At 64.5% G+C, this 22,912-nt stretch carries 25 protein-coding genes; all 25 read left to right on the forward strand.

Features of this window, described 5'->3' with window-relative positions:
- Positions 1-40: 40 nt before the first annotated feature.
- Entirely contained in the window at positions 41-442 is a 402-nt protein-coding gene (locus tag JIP62_RS01385) for a hypothetical protein (protein ID WP_201103180.1), read from the forward strand.
- A complete protein-coding gene (locus tag JIP62_RS01390; RefSeq protein WP_201103181.1) occupies positions 439-627 on the forward strand; it encodes a hypothetical protein in 189 nt (62 codons plus the stop codon). The genes JIP62_RS01385 and JIP62_RS01390 overlap by 4 nt, the downstream gene beginning before the upstream one ends.
- Positions 627-1,295, forward strand: coding sequence for an NADH-quinone oxidoreductase subunit NuoE (gene nuoE / locus JIP62_RS01395; protein WP_201103182.1), 669 nt, complete (start codon positions 627-629; stop codon positions 1,293-1,295). The genes JIP62_RS01390 and nuoE overlap by 1 nt, the downstream gene beginning before the upstream one ends.
- Entirely contained in the window at positions 1,292-1,579 is a 288-nt protein-coding gene (locus tag JIP62_RS01400) for a hypothetical protein (protein WP_201103183.1), read from the forward strand. The genes nuoE and JIP62_RS01400 overlap by 4 nt, the downstream gene beginning before the upstream one ends.
- 411 nt (positions 1,580-1,990) lie before the next feature.
- On the forward strand, positions 1,991-3,304 hold the full coding sequence (gene nuoF, locus JIP62_RS01405; RefSeq protein ID WP_201103184.1) for an NADH-quinone oxidoreductase subunit NuoF: 1,314 nt from the start codon (positions 1,991-1,993) through the stop codon (positions 3,302-3,304).
- 2 nt (positions 3,305-3,306) lie between these two features.
- Complete coding sequence (locus JIP62_RS01410; RefSeq protein ID WP_201103185.1) at positions 3,307-3,834, forward strand: hypothetical protein; 528 nt, start codon at positions 3,307-3,309, stop codon at positions 3,832-3,834.
- The gene (nuoG, locus tag JIP62_RS01415) at positions 3,834-5,876 is read left to right on the forward strand and encodes an NADH-quinone oxidoreductase subunit NuoG (RefSeq protein ID WP_201103186.1); all 2,043 of its coding nucleotides are present in this window, start codon (positions 3,834-3,836) and stop codon (positions 5,874-5,876) included. The genes JIP62_RS01410 and nuoG overlap by 1 nt, the downstream gene beginning before the upstream one ends.
- A 4-nt stretch (positions 5,877-5,880) precedes the next feature.
- Positions 5,881-6,954, forward strand: coding sequence for an NADH-quinone oxidoreductase subunit NuoH (nuoH, locus tag JIP62_RS01420; protein WP_201103187.1), 1,074 nt, complete (start codon positions 5,881-5,883; stop codon positions 6,952-6,954).
- The gene (locus JIP62_RS01425; protein ID WP_201103188.1) at positions 6,951-7,169 is read left to right on the forward strand and encodes a hypothetical protein; all 219 of its coding nucleotides are present in this window, start codon (positions 6,951-6,953) and stop codon (positions 7,167-7,169) included. The genes nuoH and JIP62_RS01425 overlap by 4 nt, the downstream gene beginning before the upstream one ends.
- Positions 7,166-7,657 carry an NADH-quinone oxidoreductase subunit NuoI gene (gene nuoI, locus JIP62_RS01430; RefSeq protein ID WP_201103189.1) on the forward strand — a complete coding sequence of 164 codons (492 nt, stop codon included), beginning with the start codon at positions 7,166-7,168 and terminating at the stop codon, positions 7,655-7,657. The genes JIP62_RS01425 and nuoI overlap by 4 nt, the downstream gene beginning before the upstream one ends.
- A gap of 79 nt (positions 7,658-7,736) precedes the next feature.
- Positions 7,737-8,366: an NADH-quinone oxidoreductase subunit J gene (locus JIP62_RS01435; RefSeq protein ID WP_201103190.1), complete on the forward strand. Its 630-nt coding sequence runs from the start codon at positions 7,737-7,739 to the stop codon at positions 8,364-8,366.
- Entirely contained in the window at positions 8,366-8,674 is a 309-nt protein-coding gene (gene nuoK / locus JIP62_RS01440) for an NADH-quinone oxidoreductase subunit NuoK (RefSeq protein WP_201103191.1), read from the forward strand. Before JIP62_RS01435 ends, nuoK begins: the two co-directional genes overlap by 1 nt.
- Before the next feature lie 58 nt (positions 8,675-8,732).
- A complete protein-coding gene (gene nuoL / locus JIP62_RS01445) occupies positions 8,733-10,772 on the forward strand; it encodes an NADH-quinone oxidoreductase subunit L (protein ID WP_230974921.1) in 2,040 nt (679 codons plus the stop codon).
- Positions 10,773-10,776: 4 nt separating this feature from the next.
- Positions 10,777-12,261: an NADH-quinone oxidoreductase subunit M gene (locus JIP62_RS01450; RefSeq protein WP_201103193.1), complete on the forward strand. Its 1,485-nt coding sequence runs from the start codon at positions 10,777-10,779 to the stop codon at positions 12,259-12,261.
- Positions 12,262-12,268: 7 nt separating this feature from the next.
- Positions 12,269-13,714 (forward strand): NADH-quinone oxidoreductase subunit NuoN, encoded by a 1,446-nt coding sequence (gene nuoN, locus JIP62_RS01455; RefSeq protein ID WP_201103194.1) that lies wholly within the window; start codon positions 12,269-12,271, stop codon positions 13,712-13,714.
- Positions 13,715-13,718: 4 nt separating this feature from the next.
- Complete coding sequence (locus tag JIP62_RS01460; protein WP_201103195.1) at positions 13,719-14,468, forward strand: biotin--[acetyl-CoA-carboxylase] ligase; 750 nt, start codon at positions 13,719-13,721, stop codon at positions 14,466-14,468.
- Entirely contained in the window at positions 14,465-15,247 is a 783-nt protein-coding gene (locus JIP62_RS01465; protein ID WP_201104469.1) for a type III pantothenate kinase, read from the forward strand. Before JIP62_RS01460 ends, JIP62_RS01465 begins: the two co-directional genes overlap by 4 nt.
- On the forward strand, positions 15,244-16,920 hold the full coding sequence (locus tag JIP62_RS01470) for a ribonuclease J (protein WP_201103196.1): 1,677 nt from the start codon (positions 15,244-15,246) through the stop codon (positions 16,918-16,920). Before JIP62_RS01465 ends, JIP62_RS01470 begins: the two co-directional genes overlap by 4 nt.
- 50 nt (positions 16,921-16,970) lie before the next feature.
- On the forward strand, positions 16,971-17,915 hold the full coding sequence (locus JIP62_RS01475; RefSeq protein ID WP_201103197.1) for a hypothetical protein: 945 nt from the start codon (positions 16,971-16,973) through the stop codon (positions 17,913-17,915).
- A 76-nt stretch (positions 17,916-17,991) separates the two neighbouring features.
- A complete protein-coding gene (mce, locus tag JIP62_RS01480) occupies positions 17,992-18,417 on the forward strand; it encodes a methylmalonyl-CoA epimerase (protein ID WP_201103198.1) in 426 nt (141 codons plus the stop codon).
- Between the two features lie 5 nt (positions 18,418-18,422).
- Positions 18,423-18,674 carry a DUF1467 family protein gene (locus tag JIP62_RS01485; RefSeq protein ID WP_201104470.1) on the forward strand — a complete coding sequence of 84 codons (252 nt, stop codon included), beginning with the start codon at positions 18,423-18,425 and terminating at the stop codon, positions 18,672-18,674.
- Positions 18,675-18,756: 82 nt separating this feature from the next.
- Positions 18,757-20,073, forward strand: a complete 1,317-nt coding sequence (gene proS / locus JIP62_RS01490) for a proline--tRNA ligase (RefSeq protein WP_201103199.1) — start codon at positions 18,757-18,759, stop codon at positions 20,071-20,073.
- The gene (locus JIP62_RS01495) at positions 20,070-21,374 is read left to right on the forward strand and encodes a lipoprotein-releasing ABC transporter permease subunit (protein ID WP_201103200.1); all 1,305 of its coding nucleotides are present in this window, start codon (positions 20,070-20,072) and stop codon (positions 21,372-21,374) included. Before proS ends, JIP62_RS01495 begins: the two co-directional genes overlap by 4 nt.
- Positions 21,367-22,068, forward strand: a complete 702-nt coding sequence (locus tag JIP62_RS01500) for an ABC transporter ATP-binding protein (RefSeq protein ID WP_201103201.1) — start codon at positions 21,367-21,369, stop codon at positions 22,066-22,068. The genes JIP62_RS01495 and JIP62_RS01500 overlap by 8 nt, the downstream gene beginning before the upstream one ends.
- A 36-nt stretch (positions 22,069-22,104) precedes the next feature.
- Positions 22,105-22,866, forward strand: coding sequence for an ATP12 family chaperone protein (locus tag JIP62_RS01505; RefSeq protein ID WP_201103202.1), 762 nt, complete (start codon positions 22,105-22,107; stop codon positions 22,864-22,866).
- Positions 22,867-22,912 lie beyond the last annotated feature (46 nt).

A 22,912-nucleotide genomic window follows, 5' to 3' on the forward strand; every position in this document is an offset into this window, starting at 1 on the left:
TCGCCCGGACGTGTTCCTTGGCGGAAGCGGGGGGCATGAGTTGAGCGCCTTCGCGACCACCCCGATTTTCACCGCAACCCAGGCGATCGTGTTCGCCCTGCTGCTGACGCTGGGCGTTGGCATGCAGTGGCTGTTCTCGCCGCGCCGCCGGGCCGTCATGGGCCATGCGATGTTCGCCCTGGCGACGGCTGTGCAGGCAGCGCCGGCTCTGGCAGGGGTGACCCTGGTGCGCGGGGCCTATCGCCTAGGCTATCTTGAAGAGGGCCGGGGCTTCCTAGAGGCCAATCTGCGTTCGCTGGTCTGGATGAGCGGAGCGATCATGCTGGGCCAGCTGATTGTCCGTTTCGTGCCGCCCTTTTCGGGGCTCGCGCGGGACCTCCGTCAGGCGGGCCGTGCCGTCTGGAGCGCCCGTTTTGGTCGCTGGATGGGGAGGGCCAGATGAGCCTTCGTCCCGTCAGTGATCACGTCAAACAAGGATGGGAAATCGTCGGCTATTCGGTGACGGATGCCAGCGGAGAAACCTATCAGCATAGCTTCGTCCTGCGCCGGCAAAGCCAGCACAAGGTCCTGATCGTGCGTAAGAAGATGATCGGCGAGGGTCTCGTCGTCTCGGAAATGGAAGTCTGATGTCGGTCCGTCGTCTCGCCAAAGTCCAGCCTGAAAGCTTCGCCTTCTCCGAGGCGACGAAGGCCAAGTGCGACTGGTGGATCGCCAAGTACCCGGCCGAGCGCAAGCAGTCGGCGGTGATCCCGATCCTGTGGCTGGTCCAGAAGCAGGAGGGCTGGGTTTCGGAGCCTGCCATCCGTGCGATCGGCGAACTGCTGGACATGCCGTACATCCGAGTTCTGGAGGTTGCGACCTTCTATACGATGTTCATGCTGGAGCCGGTCGGGACCACGGCCCTGATCCAGGTGTGCGGTACCACCCCCTGTATGCTCCGCGGTTCGGGCGGCCTGATGAAGGTCTGCAAGGACAAGATCGGTCCCAAGGACACGCTGAGTGCCGACGGCCGGTTCACCTGGCAGGAGGTCGAATGCCTGGGTGCCTGTGTCAACGCGCCGATGGCCCAGATCAACGACTACTATTTCGAAGACCTGACGCCCGATGCCATGGCTCAGATCATTGATGATTTCGCCGCTGGCAAGTCGCCTGAACCGGGGCCGCGGGTCGACCGGGTCAACTCGGCACCCGAGGGCGGCGCTCTGACGCTGACCGACCCGACCCTGTACGACGGCTCGGCCGCCAAGCCGATCGCCAAACTGCCCAACAGTGAACCGGTCAAGGCCCCGGCATGACGCCCGCTGCGCCCGATCTGCACTCGGAACAGGGCCGCGCCGATTATCGGCGCGAGCTTCGCCGTGTCGGCCTGCCCATTCGCTGGGGTGGGCTAGCCTTGATCGTGATTGCCGCCCTGTGGGTGGTGGCTGTGCGCGACGGGCGGGTGGGCCTGGGCCAGGACAGTCTGGTGATCGCCTATGGGATTCTGGCGCTGGGCTGGGCCATGGTGATCGCTGCGGTCTTTTTGCGGACACGCCATCACCGCCAGCGCATGAGCGAATTGGACGGAGGTCGGACGTGATGACCCTGTCAGGCGAGCCGTCGCGCCAGCGCCGGCCGGAGCCGCTATCAAACATGCCGGAAAGACGTTCGGGGGCGCGTCATGAGTGCAGATCGCAAAGACAAGGGCTCAGGCCTGGGGCGGGCCGCCCGCCACGCTGGCTTGTTGCTCGCCAATCTGGCCGGTGCGACCACCCTTTCGCTGGGCGGGGCCCAGGCCAGGGCCGAACCGCCACCATCGCCAACCAAGACTTCTCCTTCTGCGCCGTTACAGACCCCCGGTCCCAATGTTCCTGATCGAAATGCGCCTTCACCGTCCTCAACCGCAGAGCGCACACCGCCTCTGCCCGAGCGGAACACGCGCGATCGGCGCAGCGAGGTCGCGCGTCCGCGCGGTCGCGGCCTGGGCGGGTCCGGCCGAGGAGGGAGCCCGATGATCGGCTTGCTGGAAGACAAGGATCGCATCTTCACCAACCTGTACGGGCTCCATGACTGGGGGCTGGAGGGAGCGAAGGCGCGCGGCTGCTGGAACGCCACGCCCGATATGCTGGCCATGGGCCGCGACTGGCTGATCACCAACGTGAAGAACTCGGGCCTGCGCGGACGCGGCGGTGCGGGTTTCTCGACCGGGCTGAAGTGGTCCTTCATGCCCAAGGAGGTGAAGGATCGGCCCCACTATCTGGTCGTCAACGCCGACGAGTCGGAGCCTGGCACCTGCAAGGACCGGGAGATCATGCGTCATGATCCCCACCTGCTGATCGAAGGGTGCCTGATCGCGTCCTTCGCCATGCAGGCTCATGCCTGCTACATCTATCTGCGCGGCGAGTATGTGCTGGAACGCGAGCGGATGGAGGCAGCCGTCAAGCAGGCCTATGAGGCCGGGCTGATCGGCAAGAACAACGTCCATGGCTGGGATTTCGACGTCTATATCCACCATGGTGCCGGGGCCTATATCTGCGGCGAAGAGACGGCCTTGCTGGAGAGCCTGGAAGGCAAGAAGGGCCAGCCGCGCCTGAAGCCGCCGTTCCCGGCTGGCGCGGGCCTTTACGGCTGCCCGACCACGGTGAACAACGTGGAATCCATCGCGGTCGTGGGCACCATCCTGCGGCGCGGGGCCGACTGGTTTGCCGGCTTTGGCCGTCCGAACAACACGGGCACCAAGCTGATGAGCATCAGCGGCCATGTAAACCGTCCCTGCAATGTCGAAGAATCGATGTCGATCCCGATGCGCCAGCTGCTCGAAGAGCACTGCGGCGGCGTGCGCGGCGGCTGGGGCAACCTCAAGGCGGTGATCCCGGGCGGCGTTTCGGTGCCGCTGATCACGCGCGACATGGCCGAGACGGCGCTGATGGACTTCGATTCCCTGCGCGAAATGCGCTCGGGTCTGGGGACCGCCGCCGTCATCGTGATGGACGAGTCGACCGATCTGGTGAAGGCGATCGCCCGCATCAGCTATTTCTACAAGCACGAGAGCTGCGGTCAGTGCACGCCATGCCGCGAGGGCACCGGCTGGATGTGGCGCGTGCTCGAACGAATGGCCGTGGGCGAGGCTGACCCCTCCGAGATCGACCTGCTGCTAGAGGTCGCCGGACAGGTCGAAGGGCATACCATCTGTGCCCTGGGCGACGCGGCGGCCTGGCCGGTGCAGGGCCTGATCCGGCATTTCCGTCACGAGATCGAGGACCGCATCTCCTCCTATCGCAGCCGGCGCGCGAACTTCGCCGGCCACGCGATCGCGGCGGAGTAGGGATGCGGTATTCGCTCGTCATCGCTATGGGATGTCTGACGCTCGCGGCCTGTGGGTCCGAGCCGCAGACGGCTGCGCCCAGCGCTGAGGGCAAGGCTGAGCCCGCCGCCGTGGCTGCGCCTGCTTCAGAATCCGTGCCGGTGGCCCTGTCGGTATCCGATCTTCGCCGCGTCTGCGTGGCCGCAATGGGGGCGGTCCACGGCCAGGCCGTCGATGCGGCCGGTCATGAGGGTCAGACCGTCGACGCGATCCGCGTGGAAGCGGTTCAGGACGGCGTGGTGGCGGTGTCCTGGCCGGCGCCGGTCGATGGCGGCCGTCGATTTGCCGACTGCCGGGTCGAGGAGGGGCGCATACTGTGGCGTCCGGCCCGTCTGCCCACAGGTCAGACCGCGACCTGGATGACAGGGGCCGACGATCCGGTTATCCGCTACGCGCTGAACGGCGACCAGATCGCCATCACCCAGACATTTCCGGACAGCACGACCTCGACGTCGATGCTGTCCGTGCCGACTGAAGAAGAGGCTTCCTGATGCCCGTCGCCAAGGTCAATGGCATCGAGACCGAGTTCGAGCCCGGCATGACCGTGCTGCAGGTCGCCGAACGCGCAGGGCATGAGATCCCGCGCTTCTGCTATCACGAACGTCTGTCCATCGCCGGCAACTGCCGCATGTGCCTGGTCGAGGTGAAGCCCGGGCCGCCCAAGCCCCAGGCTTCGTGCGCCCTGCCGGCGGCCGAGGGCCAGGAAATCTTCACCGACACGCCGATGGTGAAGAAGGCCCGCGAAGGGGTGATGGAGTTCCTGCTCATCAACCACCCGCTGGACTGCCCGATCTGCGACCAGGGCGGCGAGTGCGACCTGCAGGACCAGGCCATGGGCTATGGCCGCGATGGCTCGCGCTATGCCGAGAACAAGCGCGCGGTCGAAGAAAAATACATGGGTCCGACGGTCAAGACCTTCATGACCCGTTGCATCCAGTGCACCCGCTGCGTGCGGTTCATCACCGAGGTGGCGGGCGTGCCCGACATCGGCATGATCAGCCGCGGCGAGGATGCCGAAATCACCACCTACCTGGAAAAGGCGGTCGACTCTGAGCTGTCGGGCAACGTCAATGACCTGTGCCCCGTGGGTGCCCTGACCCACCGCCCGTGGCAGTTCCACTATCGCCCCTGGGAGTTGAAGAAGACCGAGACCATCGACGTCATGGACGCCTTGGGCTCCAACATTCGCGCCGACGCCAAGGGGGCCGAGGTGATGCGGATCCTGCCGCGCGTGCACGAGGGCATCAACGAGGAGTGGCTGTCGGACAAGAGCCGCTATGTCGTCGACGGCTTGCAGCGCCAGCGCCTTGACCGGCCCTATGTCCGCGAGAACGGCAAGCTGCGTCCCGCGACCTGGGACGAAGCCCTGACCATCGTCGCCGACAAGCTGAAGTCGGCGTCGGCTGACCGTATCGGCGTGATCGCGGGCGATCTGCAGGACGCCGAGTCGATGAAGGCGGCGCTGGATCTGTTCCGCGCCCTGGGCTCTGCCAATACCGACTGCCGTCAGGACGGATCGACCCTGGGCTATGGGCCGCGTGAGAGCTGGCTGTTCAATGCGGGCTTGGCCAGCGTCGAGGATGCAGACGCCATTCTGCTGATTGGCACCAATCCGCGGACCGAGGCGCCGCTGCTGAACGCACGGCTGCGCAAGGCCTGGCTGAAGGGCACGCGGATCGGCGTCATCGGCGAACGGGTCGATCTGACCTATGACTACGATCTGCTGGGCCTGGGCACCCGGACGCTGACCCGGATGCCCAAGGGCGCGGTCGAGGCGTTGAGCGCGGCCGAGCGGCCGATGATCATTCTGGGTGCCGGCGCCCTGGCTGGCGCGACGGGGCAGGGCATCCTGGGGGCTGTCGGGCGGCTGGCGGCCAAGATTGGCGCGGTCAAGGCCGGCTGGAACGGCTTCAATATCCTTCACTCGGCGGCCTCGCGCGTTGCGGGCCTCGACATGGGATTTGTGCCGGGTCAGGGCGGACTGGACGCCGTCTCCATGAGTGCAGCGGGCGCGCTGGACGTTCTGTTCCTGCTGGGCGCCGACGAGATCGACACCGCAGCCAGCTCGGCCTTCAAGGTCTATCTGGGCAGCCACGGCGACCGCGGCGCGCACGGCGCGGACGTGATCCTGCCCGGCGCGGCCTATACGGAGAAGTCGGGTCTGTATGTGAACACCGAGGGCCGGGTCCAAATGGGTGACCGCGTCGTCTTCCCGAAGGGCGAGGCCAAGGAAGACTGGGCCATCATTCGCGCCCTGTCGGAGCGGGTGGGTCACACCTTGCCTTATGACACGCTGGATCAGTTGCGAGCCCGGCTGATGGCCGACCATCCGACGTTCGGGCGGGTCGATTATCTGCCGCCCGCAGCGAGCTTCGACGTCGGTGCCCTGGGCACCAAGGACGATCTGGGCGACGTCGCCCTGGGCGGGTCGGTCGTCGATCCGTATCTGAACAATCCGATCGCGCGGGCCAGCGCGACCATGGCCGAGCTGTCCACCCTGCGTGTGACCCCGGTCGCGATGGCGGCGGAGTAGGGCGATGGCGGAATTCTGGTCTTCTCCTCTCGGCTGGTTCCTGGCCACCACGGGTGCCGTGCTGCTGGTGACGGTTGGCGTGCTGATCGCGGTCGCCTTCTTGCTGCTGGCCGACCGCAAGATCTGGGCGGGCGTGCAGATGCGCAAAGGGCCCAATGTCGTGGGCCCGTTCGGCCTGCTTCAGTCCTTTGCGGACATGATCAAATTCGTCCTGAAGGAGATCGTCGTTCCCGCCGGGGCCGACAAGGTCGTCTTCCTGATGGCGCCGATCATCACCGTCATCCTGGCCTTCATGGCCTGGGCCGTGATCCCGTTCGCGCCGGGTTGGGTCATTTCGGACCTGAACGTCGGCATTCTGTATATCTTCGCGGTGTCGTCGCTGGGCGTGTACGGCATCATCATGGGCGGCTGGGCGTCCAACTCTAAATATCCATTCCTGGGAGCGCTGCGCTCGGCGGCCCAGATGGTCTCCTATGAGGTCTCGATCGGCCTGGTCATCATCAATGTCATCGTGCTGGCAGGCACGATGAACCTGACCTCGATCGTGACGCAGCAGGAAGGCTGGATCTGGAACTGGTTCGCGTTCGGCGGCGGGCTGGACACTTGGCCGACCATCGTCGCCATGTTCCCGATGGCCATCGTCTTCTTCGTGTCCGCCCTGGCCGAGACCAACCGTCCGCCGTTCGACCTTCCCGAGGCCGAGAGCGAGCTGGTGGCCGGCTATCAGGTCGAATATTCCTCGACGCCCTATCTGCTGTTCATGATGGGCGAGTACGTCAACATCATCTTCATGTGCGCCATGATCAGCCTGCTGTTCTTCGGCGGCTGGAACCCCGGCTTCGACGTCGCCCTGATCGGGCTGGACAGCTGGCCCGAGTGGATCGCCAATCTGTTCTATCTGCTGGTTCTCAGCATCAAGATCGTCTTCTGGTTCTTCATGTTCGCCATGGTGAAGGCCTTCGTGCCCCGCTACCGCTATGACCAGTTGATGCGTCTGGGCTGGAAGATTTTCCTGCCGACCTCGCTGGTGGCTGTGGTCGTGGTCTCGGCCTGGCGTGTTTTTGCGGTGGGTGCATGACCCGTCTGCTGATCCCCTGTGTCCTGGGCGTGATGGTCACGGCCTGTGCCGTGCCGATCTATGAGCCGGAGCCGACCTCGCCGCAGGCCTGGCAACGCCGCCAGGAATCCATCGAACGGCGCGAGGCGGAGCGTGTCCGCCTGTGCCGCATCACCCAGGAAGACGACCCCCGGCGCGAAGAGCTGTGCCGCGGCGTCGAAGGAGCCCGTTCATGATCGCCCGCATCGGCCAGACCCTGAAGGGGGCCTTCCTGATCGACGTGGTCGGGGCCTTCTTCCTGACGCTCGGCTATCTGTTCCGGCCCAAGATGACCGTGAACTATCCGTTCGAGCGCAATCCGCAGTCGCCGCGTTTCCGGGGCGAGCATGCGCTGCGCCGCTATCCGAACGGCGAAGAGCGCTGCATTGCCTGCAAGCTGTGCGAGGCCATCTGTCCGGCCCAAGCCATCACGATCGAGGCTGAACCGCGCGCCGATGGCAGCCGCCGCACGACCCGTTATGACATCGACATGGTGAAGTGCATCTATTGCGGTCTGTGCGCCGAGGCCTGTCCGGTCGATGCCATCGTGGAGGGACCGAACGCCGAGTTCGCGACCGAGACGCGTGAGGAACTGTATTTCGACAAGGCCCGACTGCTCGACAATGGCGATCGCTGGGAACGGCAGATTGCGAAGAATCTGGAACTCGACGCCCCTTATCGCTAAGGCGCGTAACCGCTAAACGAAGCGCGCGAATCCCTGCGGGTTCACCGCTCAACCGACTGAAAGGGGCTAGAGGCCTCCCATGCTGTTGCAAGGCATTGCCTTCTATGTGCTGTCCACGATTTGTGTGGTCGCCGGCCTGCTGGTCGTGACGGCGCGCAACCCCGTGCATTCGGTGCTGTGGCTGATCCTGTCGTTCTTCTCGGCGGCGGGACTGTTCGTCCTGCTGGGTGCCGAGTTCCTGGCCATGCTGCTGGTCGTCGTCTACGTCGGCGCGGTGGCGGTGCTGTTCCTGTTCGTCGTCATGATGCTGGATGTCGACTTCGTTCGGTTGCGCGAGGGCTATGCCCGGTATCTGCCGCTCGGCGCGATCGTGGCGGGCATCCTGTTGTTCGAGATGATCCTGATCACCCTGGCCGTGGTCCAGGGCGGCGCTGCGGCTGACGCCACGGCCCCGGCGGTCGCGGGACCGGAAGCATCCAATATCGAGACGATCGGGCGCGTGCTCTATACCGACTATGTCTATTTCTTCCAGGCGGCGGGGATCGTGCTGCTGATCGCCATGATCGGGGCCATCACCCTGACCCTGCGCCACAAGCCGGGCGTGCGCCGCCAGAAGGTCGCCGACCAGGTCGGGCGCGATCGCAAGAAGGCGGTGGAAGTCAAATCCGCGACGACCGGCGAGGGCCTGGCTCCCAAGGATCTGCTGTAATGACCGTGACCCTGTCCCACTATCTGGCCGTGGCGGCGATGCTGTTCACCATCGGGGTGTTCGGCATCTTCGTGAACCGCAAGAACGTCATCATCATCCTGATGTCGGTCGAGCTGATCCTGCTGGCCGTGAACATCAATTTCGTCGCCTTCTCGACCTATCTGAACGATGTGTCGGGGCAGATCATGGCCATGTTCGTGCTGACGGTTGCGGCGGCAGAGGCGGCCGTTGGTCTGGCCATCCTGGTGACCTTCTTCCGTAACCGCGGCGATATCGCGGTCGACGACGCCAGCGTGATGAAGGGCTGATCGCGTGACACTCGAGCTTCTCGTCATCATCGGCGTTTTCGCTCCGCTGGTCGGAGCAATGGTCGCTGGGTTCTTTGGCCGTCGGATCGGCAACATCGCCTCACAGGCGGTGACGACCGGGCTTTTGTTCGTTTCCTGCGCCGTGGCCTGGACGGTTTTCAGCCTGCACACCTGGCATCACCTGGAAGCCTTCACCATCCAGCTGGCCCCCTTCATCAATGTCGGTGATTTCCAGTCGGTTTGGTCGATCCGCATCGACGCCCTGTCAGCGGTGATGCTGATCGTCGTCACGACGGTGTCCTCGCTCGTGCACCTGTATTCCTGGGGCTATATGGCCGAGGACGACAGCCGGCCGCGCTTCTTCGCCTATCTGTCGCTTTTCACCTTCGCCATGCTGGCCCTGGTGACAGCCGCCGATTTCATGCAGCTGTTCTTCGGCTGGGAAGGCGTGGGCCTGGCCTCTTATCTGCTGATCGGTTTCTGGTTCAAGAAGCCCACGGCCAGCGCCGCCGCCATCAAGGCCTTCGTCGTCAACCGGGTCGGAGACTTCGGTTTTGCGCTGGGGATCATCACCGTCTTCTGGATGTTCGGCACGATCCAGTTCGCCGAACTGTTCCCCCTGATTGCGGCCAAGGCCGGAACGACGTGGGAGTTCCTGGGCTACAACTGGTCGGCGCTGGACCTGGCGGGACTGCTGCTGTTCGTGGGGGCCATGGGCAAGTCGGCTCAGTTCTTCCTGCACACCTGGCTACCGGACGCGATGGAGGGGCCGACGCCGGTGTCCGCCCTGATCCACGCCGCGACCATGGTGACGGCGGGTGTTTACATGGTCTGCCTCCTGTCGCCGATCTATGAGTATGCGCCGACCGCATCGATGGTCATCGCCATCACGGGGGGCATCACGGCGCTGTTCGCCGCCACTGTTGGTCTGGCCCAGAACGACATCAAGCGGGTCATCGCCTATTCGACCTGTTCGCAGCTGGGCTACATGTTCTTCGCGGCGGGCGTCGGGGCCTATCAGGCCGCCATGTTCCACCTGTTCACCCACGCCTTCTTCAAGGCCCTGCTGTTCTTGGGTGCCGGATCGGTGATCCACGGCATGCATCACGAGCAGGACATGCGGAAGATGGGCGGGCTGTGGAAGCTGTTGCCCGTCACCTATGCCGTCATGACCATCGGCACGATCGCCATCACAGGTCTGGGCATTCCCGAGGTCAAGCTGGGCTTCGCCGGCTTCTATTCCAAAGACTCCATCCTGGAGAGCGCCTTTGCCTCTGCGGACTACAGCCCGGCCGGACTGTTTGTCTTCTTCATCGGCCTGTTTGCTGCGGGACTGACGGCTTACTACTCCTGGCGTCTGGTGTTCATGACCTTCCACAACCGTGCCGCGTGGAAGGATGACGCGCACGCCCACGATCACCACGACGATCACGCCGCGTCGCCTGCTCAGCTGGAAACCCATTCCGAGCCCTTGCCCGAGGACCATGACCACGCCCATGACGATCACGGTCATGGCCACCACGGTCCGCTCAAGCCGCACGAGAGCCCCTGGGTCATGCTGGTCCCGTTGCTGGTGCTGTCGATCGGCGCGATCTTTTCGGGGGCCGTCTTCTACGAGTTCTTCGTGGGCCATCACGAGCACGAGTTCTGGCGCGGGGCGATCTTCACCGGGCCTGAGAACCACGTCCTTCACGACAGCCACTATGTGCCGACCTGGGTGCTGTGGGCCCCGCTGATCGTGTCGAGCCTGGGCACGCTGATCGCGGTCTATGTCTATGTCCTGAAGGAGGGCATGGCCCGCCGGATGGCGGAACGCGGCGGCCCGCTGCACACCTTCTTCTACAACAAGTGGTTCTTCGACGAGATCTACGACTTCGTCTTCGTCAAGGGGGCCAGGGCTCTGGGCGATCTGTTCTGGAAGATCGGTGACGTCCGGATCATCGACGGACTGGGTCCGAACGGCGCGGCCTGGGCCTCGCTCAAATCTGCGGCGCGGCTGGCCAAGATCCAGTCGGGCTATGTCTATCACTATGCCTTCGTGATGCTGTTGGGTGTGGCAGGTCTGCTCGCCTTCGCCATCGCGACGTGGGGAGCCTGAGCCCGTGCCCTACATCCTGAGTCTCATTACCTTCGTGCCGCTGATCGGCGCGGCCCTCATCTTCCTGGCCCGCCTGGCGAACAAGTCCGACGCGGGTGCCGCCGGCGCGGCGCGCTGGATCGCCCTGGGCACCACCTTGGTTGCCCTGGCCCTGTCCGTGCTGCTGGTTGCACAGTTTGACGCGTCCAATCCCGGCTATCAGTTCGTCGAGCGGTATGTCTGGTTCGCCGGCGCCCAATACCACATGGGCGTGGACGGGATTTCGATCCTGTTCGTGCTGCTGACGGCCTTCCTGCTGCCGATCTGCATCCTGGCCAGTTGGACCACGATCAAGGACCGGGTGGTCGATTACATGATCGCCTTCCTGGTGCTGGAGACCCTGGTCATCGGGGTGTTCACGGCCCTGGACCTGTTCCTGTTCTACATCTTCTTCGAAGGCACACTGGTGCCGATGTTCATCATCATCGGGGTGTGGGGCGGGCAGAACCGCATCTATGCGGCCTACAAATTCTTCCTCTACACCCTGCTGGGCTCCGTCCTCATGCTGCTGGCCATGCTCTGGATGGCGGCCGAGACCGGCACGACCAGCATTCCGGCGCTCAAGGACTACGCCTTCGACCCGGCGGTGCAGCCCCTGCTTTGGCTGGCCTTCTTCGCCTCCTTTGCGGTCAAGATGCCGATGTGGCCGGTGCATACCTGGCTTCCGGACGCCCACGTCCAGGCCCCCACGGCGGGCTCGGTCATCCTGGCCGGCATCCTGCTGAAGCTGGGCGGATACGGCTTCATCCTGTTCAACCTGCCGATGTTCCCACAGGCCTCGCAGCAGTTTGCGCCTCTGGTGTTTGCGCTGTCGGTGATCGCCATTGTCTATACGTCGCTGGTCGCGTTCCGGCAGACCGACATCAAGAAGCTGATCGCCTATTCCTCGGTTGCCCACATGGGTTTCGTCACCATGGGCATCTTCGCCGGCAACGAGCAGGGCGTGCAGGGGGCGGTGTTCCAGATGCTCAGCCACGGGCTGATCTCAGGCGCACTCTTCCTGTGTGTCGGGGTCGTCTATGACCGGATGCACACCCGCGAGATCGCCTTCTATGGCGGTCTGACGAACCGTATGCCCTGGTATGCCGCCATCTTTTTGATGTTCACCATGGCCAATGTCGGCCTGCCGGGGACCTCGGGCTTCATCGGTGAAATCCTGACGATGACGGCGGTGTATGAGGTTTCGACCTGGGCGGCGTTGTTCGCGGCCTCGGGCGTGATCTTCTCGGCGGTCTATGCCCTGACGCTGTATCGCAACGTCATGTTCGGCGAGATCGTCAATCCGGCGCTGAAGACCATCAGTGACATCGACAAGCGCGAGCTGCTGATCTTCGTGCCGCTGATCGTCGGCACGATCTGGCTGGGCGTACAGCCCGGCATGGTGCTGGACCTGACCGCCGCCTCAGTCGAGGCCCTGACGACGACCTATCGCGCAGCGATCGGTGGGTGAGACCTTAATGCCTGATCTGTCCCTTGCCCTTCCTCTCGCCGCCTCGGAGCTGACGCTCGCGATCGGGGCCATGGTCCTGCTGCTGCTCGGTGCCTTCCTGGGTGAAAAGTCGGCGCGCCTGATCTCCATCCTGTCGGTCGCCCTGTTGATCGCGGCGACGGCGGTCGTGATCCAGGCCCCGCTGGGTGCTGCATTCGACGGCGCCTTCGTCGCTGATCCGCTGGCCGTCTATGGCAAGGTGGTCATCTATCTGGCCGCAGCCGTTGCCATCGTCCTGGGTGATGGCTGGATGAGCCGCAGCCGGATCGCGCGGTTCGAGTTTCCCGTATTGATCGTGCTGGCCTCGGTCGGCATGGCGATGATGGCGTCATCGGGCGACCTGATCTCGATGTACGTCGGGATCGAGCTGCATTCGCTGGCCCTCTATGTTCTGGCCGCTTTCCACCGTGATGACCTGAAGGCGTCCGAGGCGGGGCTGAAGTATTTCGTGCTGGGCGCGCTGTCGTCGGGTCTTCTGCTCTATGGGGCCAGCCTGATCTACGGCTTCACCGGCTCCATGCGGTTCGAGGACATCGCCGTCATCGCGGCCCAGGGCGACGTCGGGCCGGGCCTGATCTTCGGCCTGGTCTTCCTGATCTGCGGGCTGGCGTTCAAGGTATCGGCCGCGCCGTTCCACATGTGGACGCCCGATGTCTATGAAGGCGCTCCGACGCCTGTCGTGGCCCTGTTCGCCACAGCCCCGAAGATGGCGGCCATGGTTCTGGTCGCCCGCACCCTGTCGGAAGGGTTCGGCGGAGCGCACGATCAGTGGGCCCAGGTCCTGATCCTCATCTCGTTGATTTCGTTCGCGGTCGGGGCGTTTGGTGGCCTGGCGCAGAAGGACATGCAGCGGCTGCTGGCCTATTCGTCCATCGCCAACATCGGCTATGCTCTTCTGGGCATCACGGCGGGCACCGAGGTCGGGCTCCAGGCCATGCTGATGTTCATGACCCTTTATGTCGTCGATCAGATCGGCTTCTTCGCGATCCTGATGTCCCTGTCGCGCAGCGGTCGGCCCATCCGGACGATCGCCGACTTCGCGGGCCTGAAGAAGGATCGCCCGGTGACGGCCATCGCCATCACCATTCTGTCGCTGTCGGTTCTGGGCATGCCGCCGTTCTCGGGCTTCTGGGGCAAGTTCTATGTCTTTGGCGCGGCGGCAGACGCCGGATACTGGATGGCGGCGGCGGCGGGTCTGGTGGCCTCGGTCGTGGCAGCCTTCTACTATCTGCGGATCATCAAGCTGATGTGGTTCGATGCGGCCCCTGACCAGGCGCCGATCGACAAGGCACCGGTCGAGACCAAGGTGGTCGGTTGGGCCGCTGCTGCTTTTGCCTTCCCGCTGGTGATCGTTGCCCTGGTCTGGCTGGAACCCCTGACGCGGATCGCAGCTTCAGGCTTCGGCGCGGGATAGGGCGGTGAGCCCGGTTCCGATCCTGCTGCTTGACCAGACGGACTCCACCAATGCCGAAGCCCGTCGCCGGGCCGAAGCCGGAGAGGTCGGACCGCAGTGGATCGTAGCGCGTCGCCAGACGTCGGGGCGCGGGCGCCGGGGTCGGGCCTGGGAAAGCGAGACCGGAAATCTGGCCGCTACGCTTCTGATGACGACGCAGAAACCGGCGGCCGAGGCAGCGCAGGTGACCTTCCTGGCTGCCCTCGCCACGGCGGACCTGCTAGAGGCGTTTGCCGCACCGGGCCGGGTGGCGATCAAATGGCCGAATGATGTGATGATCGCCGGGGACAAGGCGGTCGGCATACTCATCGAGTCCGGCACCCATTCCATGGGGGGGCTGTGGCTTGCCGTCGGGATCGGCGTCAATCTGGCCCATGCGCCAACCGGGACCGAACGCCCGGCCACGTCCCTTGCCGCTCACCTTCGTTCCGATGTCGCCTATCCGCCGTCGGTGGAGGCTGCAGCGCAGGTGTTGGCCGATGCTTTCGCCGTTTGGCAGCAACGTTGGGAGACACTCGGTTTCCAGCCTGTCCTCGACGCCTGGGTGGCCCGCACCCAGGGTCTGGACGGTCCCGCCACGGCCAGACTGGATCACGAGGCGATCAGCGGGGTGGCCGACGGCGTGGCACCGGACGGGGCTTTGCGGTTGAAGTTGGCCGATGGGTCGATGCGGCTGATCTCGGCCGGGGACGTGTTTTTTGGTGAGGCGGTCTGATGTTGCTGGCCATCGAACAGGGCAACACCAATACGCTGTTTGCCATCCATGACGGCACCGACTGGATCGCGCAGTGGCGGACGGCGACGGAGGCCAGTCGGACGGCCGACGAATACGCCGTCTGGCTGAACCAGTTGCTGCACATGCGTGGACTGGCCTTTGACAGCCTGGACGGCTGCATTATTTCCAGTGTCGTCCCGCAGTCGATCTTCAATCTGCGCAACCTGTCGCGGCGTTACATGAATGTCGAGCCGCTGGTCGTCGGGGACAATACAGACCTGGGCATGCAGGTGCGGATCACCAAGCCGACAGAGGCGGGGGCAGACCGACTGGTCAATGCCGTAGGAGCCCACCTGGTCTATCCCGGGGACCTGTTGCTGATCGATTCCGGCACGGCCACCACCTTCGATGTGGTGGCAGCGGATGGCGCGTTCGAAGGCGGCCTGATCGCGCCGGGGATCAACCTGTCGCTTCAGGCCCTCCATGAGGCAGCGGCCAAGCTTCCGCGCATTGCCATCCAGCGACCGGAGCGCGTGATCGGCAAGGATACGGTCACGGCCATGCAGTCGGGCGTCTTCTGGGGATATGTCTCCCTGATCGAGGGCTTGGTCGCGCGCATAAAGGCGGAGTGGGGGGCACCCATGACCGTCATCGGCACCGGCGGCGTCGCTTCGCTGTTCGAAGGGGCCACCACATCCATCGACCGGTTCGATCCGGACCTGACTATCCGCGGCCTGCTCGAAATCTGGCGGCGGAATACCCATCTAAAGGACGCATGAAAAAATCAACCAACGACGAGCTCGTCTTCCTGCCGCTGGGCGGGTCCGGCGAGGTCGGAATGAACCTGAATCTTTATGGCTATGGCCCCGAGGCCAACCGGCAGTGGCTGGTCGTCGATGTCGGCGTGACCTTTGGCGACCTGTCGACACCGGGTGTCGACGTCATCGTGCCCGACCCGGCGTTTCTGGAAGGGGAGACTATCCGCGGCATCGTCCTGACCCACGCGCACGAGGACCACATCGGTGCCTTGGGTTGGCTGTGGCCGCGTATGAAGGCCCCGCTGTATGCGACCCCGTTCACCGCCTATCTGATCCGCGAGAAGCTGCGCGAAGCCGGCATTCTGGATCAGGTCAAGATCATCGAGGTGCCGCTGGGCGGGACCATCGATCTCGGCCCGTTCCAGGTGACCATGGTCACCATGACCCATTCGATCGCAGAGCCGAACGGACTGGCCATCAAGACGCCGCTGGGCACCGTCCTGCACACCGGCGACTGGAAGATCGATGAAGAGCCGATCATAGGGTCGACCACGGATTCCAGCGCCATCACCCAACTGGGTGACGATGGCGTCCTGGCCATGGTCTGCGATTCCACCAATGTCTTCGTCGAGGGCTCGGCGGGGTCGGAAGCTGGCGTTCGCGACGCGCTGGAGACCCTGATCGGTGGCCTGACCAAGGGCAGGATCGCGGTCGGCTGTTTCGCCTCGAACGTCGCGCGGATGGACAGCGTGATCCGCGCGGCCGAGCTGGCTGGACGGCGGATTTTCCTGGCTGGACGGTCGATGCACCGGATCACGGCAGCTGCCAAACATGTCGGCCTGCTGGCCAATACCAAGAAATTCCTGTCTGACGAGGAGGCCCGCGTCTGGCCCGCCGACCAGATTCTGTATCTGTGCACCGGCAGTCAGGGCGAACAGAACGCAGCTCTGGCCCGCGTCGCCAACGGCACGCACCCGACCATGAAGCTGGGCCTGGGCGACCACTGCATCTTCTCGTCGCGGGTCATTCCGGGCAACGAACTGTCCATTGGCCGCCTGCAGGACAAGCTGGCCGACCGGGGCGTGCGGCTGTACACCGAAAAGGATCATCCGGGCATCCACGTCTCGGGACACCCGTGCCGCGACGAACTGCGTCAGATGTACGCCTGGGCCCGGCCGAAGATTGCCGTGCCGACCCACGGCATGCGCCGTCACCTGGTCGAGCATGCCAATTTGGCAAAGGACATTGGCGTCAAGGAAACCATCACACCGCGCAACGGCGACATGGTTCGTCTGGCCCCGGGGCCCGCAGCGATCATCGACGAAGTCCCCAGTGGACGGCTGTACGTCGACGGTGGACGTCTGGTGACCGAGCAGGGCGAGGCGCTTCACGAGCGTCGCCATGCCTCGACCAATGGCGTCCTGATCGTCAGCTTCGCCATGGACAAGCGTGGCAAGATCATCAGCGACATCGACGTGCGTGCCATCGGCCTGCCGGGCGATGACGAGCGCCCGCTGGGAGACGCCCTGGACGATCTGGCCGAACGTGCCGAGGCCGCGGTCATGAAGCTGAAGGGCGAGGCCCTGATGGACGAAATGGTCATCGAACAGGCCGTTTCGCGCGTGCTGAAAAAGGCCAGCCAGCAGATATGGGACCGACGCCCGATCGTAGAGACGGTGATCCTGAGACTCTGACGCAACCTTGACCGTTCAGAGGCATTGGGCGGTCACATGGGGAGGCGTGGATGGGATCGGTCAGGGACAGGCTGAGCACAGTCGTCAGCCAGACTCGCACCGTCGGGCGGCGGGTGCTGGAACGCTGGCGCCATGCCAAGCATCCCTGGCGAGGCTGGCGGCGCTGGGCGGTCATCGCTGGGGAGGCGACGGCGGGACTGATCCTGGTTTTTGCCGTGGTCAATCTGACGCTCAGCCTGACCACGTTCAGGGGCGATGATCCATCGGCGCGGATGCGGCACGAACTGGTTGGTCTTTGGCACAGCGCTCCGGACGGGGAATCCCTGTCGCAAGACGGCTTTATAAGCCTTTACGGCCGCGCCCTCGGGGCAGAGCCCAGCGCCGAACAGATCCGCGCCTATGTGTCCGACCAGGCGGCGGATGACGAGTTTCTGCTGGACCATCTCTTGGTCGACCACATCGTGCAGCGGTTCGGGCGGGTCGACAGCCGGACCCTGCCGGTCGGGGTTTATGTCGGCGCTCATGCCCTGGGGCCGGACGGACTGCCGTTCGTGCCCGTGACCAAATACCTCGCCCACTATCTGCTGTTTCCGCGCCACGCCTATATCCTGGTGGTGCCGCCGCGCGGACCGGCCATGACCTTTTCAGCGAGCCAGGCGGGCAAGTTCGATCCGCGTGCCGACCATCCGGATGAACTGAGGGCCGAAATCGCGCCTTTCGACGCCGAGGCCTATGATTTCCCAAGTTCCGGTCAGGCGCTTCATGAGATGACATTGATCACCCGCGACCCGCGCGCCACGACCTGGGCGATGGATCGGCTGACCGCGGCGCGCGATCGATTGGCCGAAAGCGGAACGCGCTACGGACTTCTGGCCCCCAATTCCAACACCGTGATTGGCTGCATCCTGGAGCAGGCTGGCGTGGTCACCCGCAAGGAGCGGTCGGCGGTCATCCTGGCATTTCGGGCTCCAGGGTATGGTGCAGACTGCGACTAGAGGGCGCTGATTTGCCTTGAGCACTGGCCTGGGTTCTGTGGCATGAGAGGCGCGGGCAACCGGAGACACCCGCCATATGATCGGCAGACTGAACCACGTTGGGGTTGCAACCCCCTCGATCGAGGCCAGCGTCGCCCTGTATCGGGACATGCTTGGGGCGACGAAGATCGGCACCCCCTTCGACATGCCGGCGCAGGGCGTCAGGGTCTGTTTCGTGGACTTGCCGAACAGTCAGATCGAACTGATCGAGCCGCTGGGCGATGCGTCGCCGATCCACGGCTTTCTGGCCAAGAACCCCAAAGGGGGTCAGCACCACGTCTGTTTTGAAGTTGAGGAGATCCTGGCCGCCCGGGACGAACTGCGGGCCAAGGGAGCGACCATCCTGGGCACTGGCGAACCGCGGATCGGAGCACACGGGACGCCCATTCTGTTCATCCATCCCAAAGACATGGGCGGGGTTCTGATCGAGTTGATGGAATCACCCAAAGGGGAGGGGCACTGATGTTCATGCCGATCGGCCCGGTGACCATGTTCGCCGTCTATGTCGTGTGTTGGTGGGTCGTGCTGTTCGCCGTCCTTCCCCTGGGGGCGTCCACTGAGGTTCATAAGCCGCCGACCGATGGAGCCCAGTGGGGCGCGCCGGAGAATCCAGACCTGAAGCGAAAATTCATCACCACGACATGGGTGTCGTTTACCCTTTGGGTGGTCGTCATGCTGATCATTTTCACCGGCTGGCTGCCTTTACCCAGCCTTGGATGAAAACGGGCGGTCCGCAGCCTAGCTTTCGCCCCGCTCGCCCGGCTAAAGCATTCGTCTCACGCCTGTTTCCCGAGAATGCCCCATGCGCCTGTCGCGCTACTTCCTGCCGACGCTGAAGGACACCCCGTCCGAGGCCCAGATCATTTCGCACCAGTTGATGCTGCGCGCCGGGCTGGTGCGCCAGGAGGCGGCGGGGATCTATGCCTGGCTGCCGCTCGGGCTGCGCGTGCTGCGCAGGATCGAGACGATCGTGCGTGAGGAACAGGAACGAGCCGGGGCCGTCGAGCTGCTGATGCCGACGCTGCAACTGGCCGACCTGTGGCGCGAGTCGGGTCGTTATGACGCCTACGGGCCGGAAATGCTGCGGATCACCGACCGCCATGAGCGCGAGCTGCTGTACGGCCCGACCAATGAGGAGATGATCACCGACATCTTCCGCGCCTATGTGAAGAGCTACAAGGCGCTGCCGCTGAACCTGTTCCACATCCAGTGGAAGTTCCGCGACGAGCGGCGGCCCCGGTTCGGCGTCATGCGCGGCCGCGAGTTTCTGATGAAGGACGCCTATTCGTTCGACGTCGACGAAGCGTCTGCGCGCAAGGCCTACAACCGTATGTTTGTGGCCTATCTGAACACCTTTGCCCGCATGGGCCTGAAGGCGGTCCCGATGCGAGCGGATACGGGGCCGATCGGCGGTGACCTGAGCCATGAGTTCATCGTCCTGGCCGACACCGGCGAGAGCGCCGTGTTCTGCGACCGCAAGCTGGTGGAGATGCCCGCACCCGGTGCAGACGTGGACTGGAACGATCTTCAGGCCATCGTCGACGAGCGAATCTCGCTCTATGCCGCGACCGAGGAAATGCACGACACTGCCGTCTTCGAAAGCCAGACGGCCGAGGGCGATCGGCTGGCCGCGCGTGGTATCGAAGTCGGCCACATCTTCTATTTCGGCACCAAATACTCGGTGCCCATGAAGGCCAATGTCCAGGGGGCGGACGGCAAGGATGCTCCGGTGCATATGGGCAGCTATGGCGTCGGCGTGTCGCGCCTGCTGGGTGCGATCATCGAAGCGAGCCATGACGATGCGGGCATCATCTGGCCCGATGCCGTGGCTCCGTTCGATGTGGTGGTGATCAATCTGCGGACCAATGACGAGGCCGTTTGCGCGGCCTGTGAGGACGCGGTCGAGCGCCTCGAAGGGGCCGGGTTCGATGTCCTCTACGACGACACGGACGAGCGGCCCGGTGGCAAGTTCGCCACGGCGGATCTGATCGGCATTCCCTGGCAGCTGACGATCGGGCCCAAAGGCGTTGCGGAGGGCGTGGTCGAACTGAAACGCCGCGCAACGGGCGAGAAGGTCACGCTGTCTCTCGATGCTGCGCTGGAGCGACTGGCCGGATGACCCAGACGACGTTCGAGGATAGGCCGACAAAGCCGGCGGGGCCCTTTTCGGCATGGGAGATTGGGCTGGCCCTTCGGTATCTGAGGGCCAAACGCAGTGAGGGCGGCATCGCCCTGATCGCAATCATCTCCTATGTCGCCATCTCCCTGGCGGTCATGGCGCTGATCACCGTGATGAGCATCATGGCGGGCTTTCGCAGCGAACTGCTCAGCCGGATGCTGTCCTTCAACGGGCATATGTATGTCCAGGGCCAGGTCCTGAACGCGACGGACCGCGAGCAGGCGCTGGCCCGCATCGCGGACGTGCCCGGCGTTGTCAGCGTCACGCCGTTGATCGAGGCGCAATCGCTGGTGCGCGGCGGCGGGCAAACGACTGGAGCCATCGTGCGTGGCCTGCGTCCGGGCGACCTGGACAGCATGAGCTTCGTCAACGATAGCCTGACTGACGAGGCACGGGCGACGTTCGGCCAGGGGGCCTATGGCGGCGACCGCATTCTGATCGGCAAAGCGTTGGCGAGCCAGTTGGGCCTGGGCGTCGGTGCCCCGATCACGCTCTATTCCCCAACGGGCGCGGACAGTGCCTTCGGCAACCTGGGCGGACTGGAAAAGACCTATGTTGTTGGCGGGGTCTTCAGCTCGGGGACAGCCGATTTCGATCGTGGCTTCATCTTCATGCCCCTGGAGCAGGCCCAGCTTTTCTATGGCAAGGAAGGCATGTGGGACGTGATCGAGGTCAAGGTGGCCGAGCCGGATCGCGTCGCCGACAATCTTGCCCCTGTGCGTGAGGCGGCAGGGCGCGGATCGGTCGTCAGCGACTGGCGTGACCGTCTGGCGGCCTTCTGGGGGGCGCTGAAGATCGAGCGCGTGGCCATGAGCATCATCCTGGGCCTGGTCGTGGCCATCGCCGCACTGAACATCATCTCCGGCATCGTCATGCTGGTGAAGAACAAGACCCGAGACATCGCCATCCTTCGGACCGTGGGGGCCAGCCAGGGCTCAATGCTGCGGGTGTTCTTTGTGGCAGGAGCGACAATCGGAATAGCAGGGACTGCGACGGGGCTGATCCTGGGCCTGCTGTTCTGCCTCAACATCGGCTCCATCCAGCATTTCCTGGAGGCGCTGTTCCGGGTCCAGCTGTTCAATGCCGACGTCTATATGTTGGATGCTGTGCCCGCCCTGGTTGATCCGGTTGACGTGTTCTGGGTCGCGGCCTGGTCGCTGTTCATGTCCTGCGTCGCCGGCCTGCTGCCATCCTGGCAAGCCGCCAAGCTCGATCCTGTCGAGGCCCTTCGCTATGAGTGATGCCGTCCTGTCCGTTCGCGGGGTCACCCGCACCTATGACACGGCGTCCGGCGGGCTGACCGTCCTGCGCGGTGTCGATCTGGACGTCCGTCCTGGCGAGGTCGTCGGCCTGATCGGGCCATCCGGGTCGGGCAAGTCGTCCCTCCTGCACGCCGCTGGCCTGCTGGAAAGGCCGACCGAGGGCGTCATCCGCATCGACGGCGAGGATGTCGGCGGTCTGGACGAAGGCGCGCGGACGCGGATCAGGCTTGGCCGGATTGGTTTCGTCTATCAATTCCACCACCTGCTGCCGGAGTTCGATGCGCTGGATAATGCGGCCCTGCCGCTGCGGATCGCTGGGGTGAAACTGGACGCCGCCCGTGCGCGAGCGGCGACCTTGCTGACAGAACTGGGTCTGGGCGACCGCCTGAAGCATCAGCCGGCACAATTGTCCGGCGGAGAACGCCAGCGGGTGGCCGTCGCGCGGGCCCTGGCCAATCGGCCCCGACTGTTGCTGGCCGACGAGCCGACGGGCAATCTTGATCCGGCCACCAGCCAGACTGTGTTCGAGGCCCTCCATCGCCTGGTCAAAGAGACCGGCGTGGCGGCCCTGATCGCGACGCACAACATGGAATTGGCCGGACATATGGACCGGGTTTTCGCCATCAAGGATGGGCATCTGGAAGAGCGCCCGGCCGAGAGCCATGCCTATTGATCAGCTTGGCCTGATCCTTCTGAGGCCCTGACCGACATGTCGCACATCCCGCCGCTGGACCCCAATGTCGCCGCCCGCAAAGGGTTTCGCGAATCCGAGGAGAGGCTGAAACGCTTCTGGGCCTCGGCCGATGTCCGCGCCGAAGGGCAGGGGTGGCTGCTGCTTCTGGACGGTCGCGCTCCCAAAACCCCCGCTGGAAATCGGTTCGTCCTGCCGACCGAGGCAGCCGCGCGGCTGGTGTGCGAAGAGTGGGCGGCCCAAGGCGAATACATCGACCCTGCCACCATGCCGGCGACGCGACTGGCGGCGACAGCCATCGATCGGGTCAGCCAGGCCCGTGAGCCCGTGGCCGACGAGATTGCAGCCTTCGCCGGCTCGGACCTGCTTTGCTATCTGGCCGATGAGCCGGGCTCGCTGGTTGAGGAACAGGTCCGCCAGTGGGCACCTTGGCGCGACTGGGCGGCGCGCACCCACGAAATCGTTCTGGAGCCGGTCCATGGGATTGTGCACCGCCCCCAGGATCCGGCGGCGATTGCGCGGGTCCGGGCTTTGGCACTGGGGCTGGATGACTTCACTCTGACGGGCTTGGCCATGGCCGTGCCGCTGTTGGGATCGGCCGTGCTCGGTCTGGCCGTTCAGCAGGGGGCCATAGGCGGCGAGGCCGCCTTTGACATCAGCCGGATCGACGAGGCCTTTCAAGAGCGGCGTTGGGGCGTCGATTCAGAAGCCGCTGAGCGGACGTCCGCCCGGCGCGCGGAGGCGGCCCTTCTGGAGCGCTGGTTCAAGGCCTTGACCTAGCAACTCCGCTACCAATATGAAACTGTAGACGTTACAGTTTGCGCGG

Source organism: Brevundimonas vitisensis (genome assembly GCF_016656965.1).
GTDB classification, from domain to species: domain Bacteria; phylum Pseudomonadota; class Alphaproteobacteria; order Caulobacterales; family Caulobacteraceae; genus Brevundimonas; species Brevundimonas vitisensis.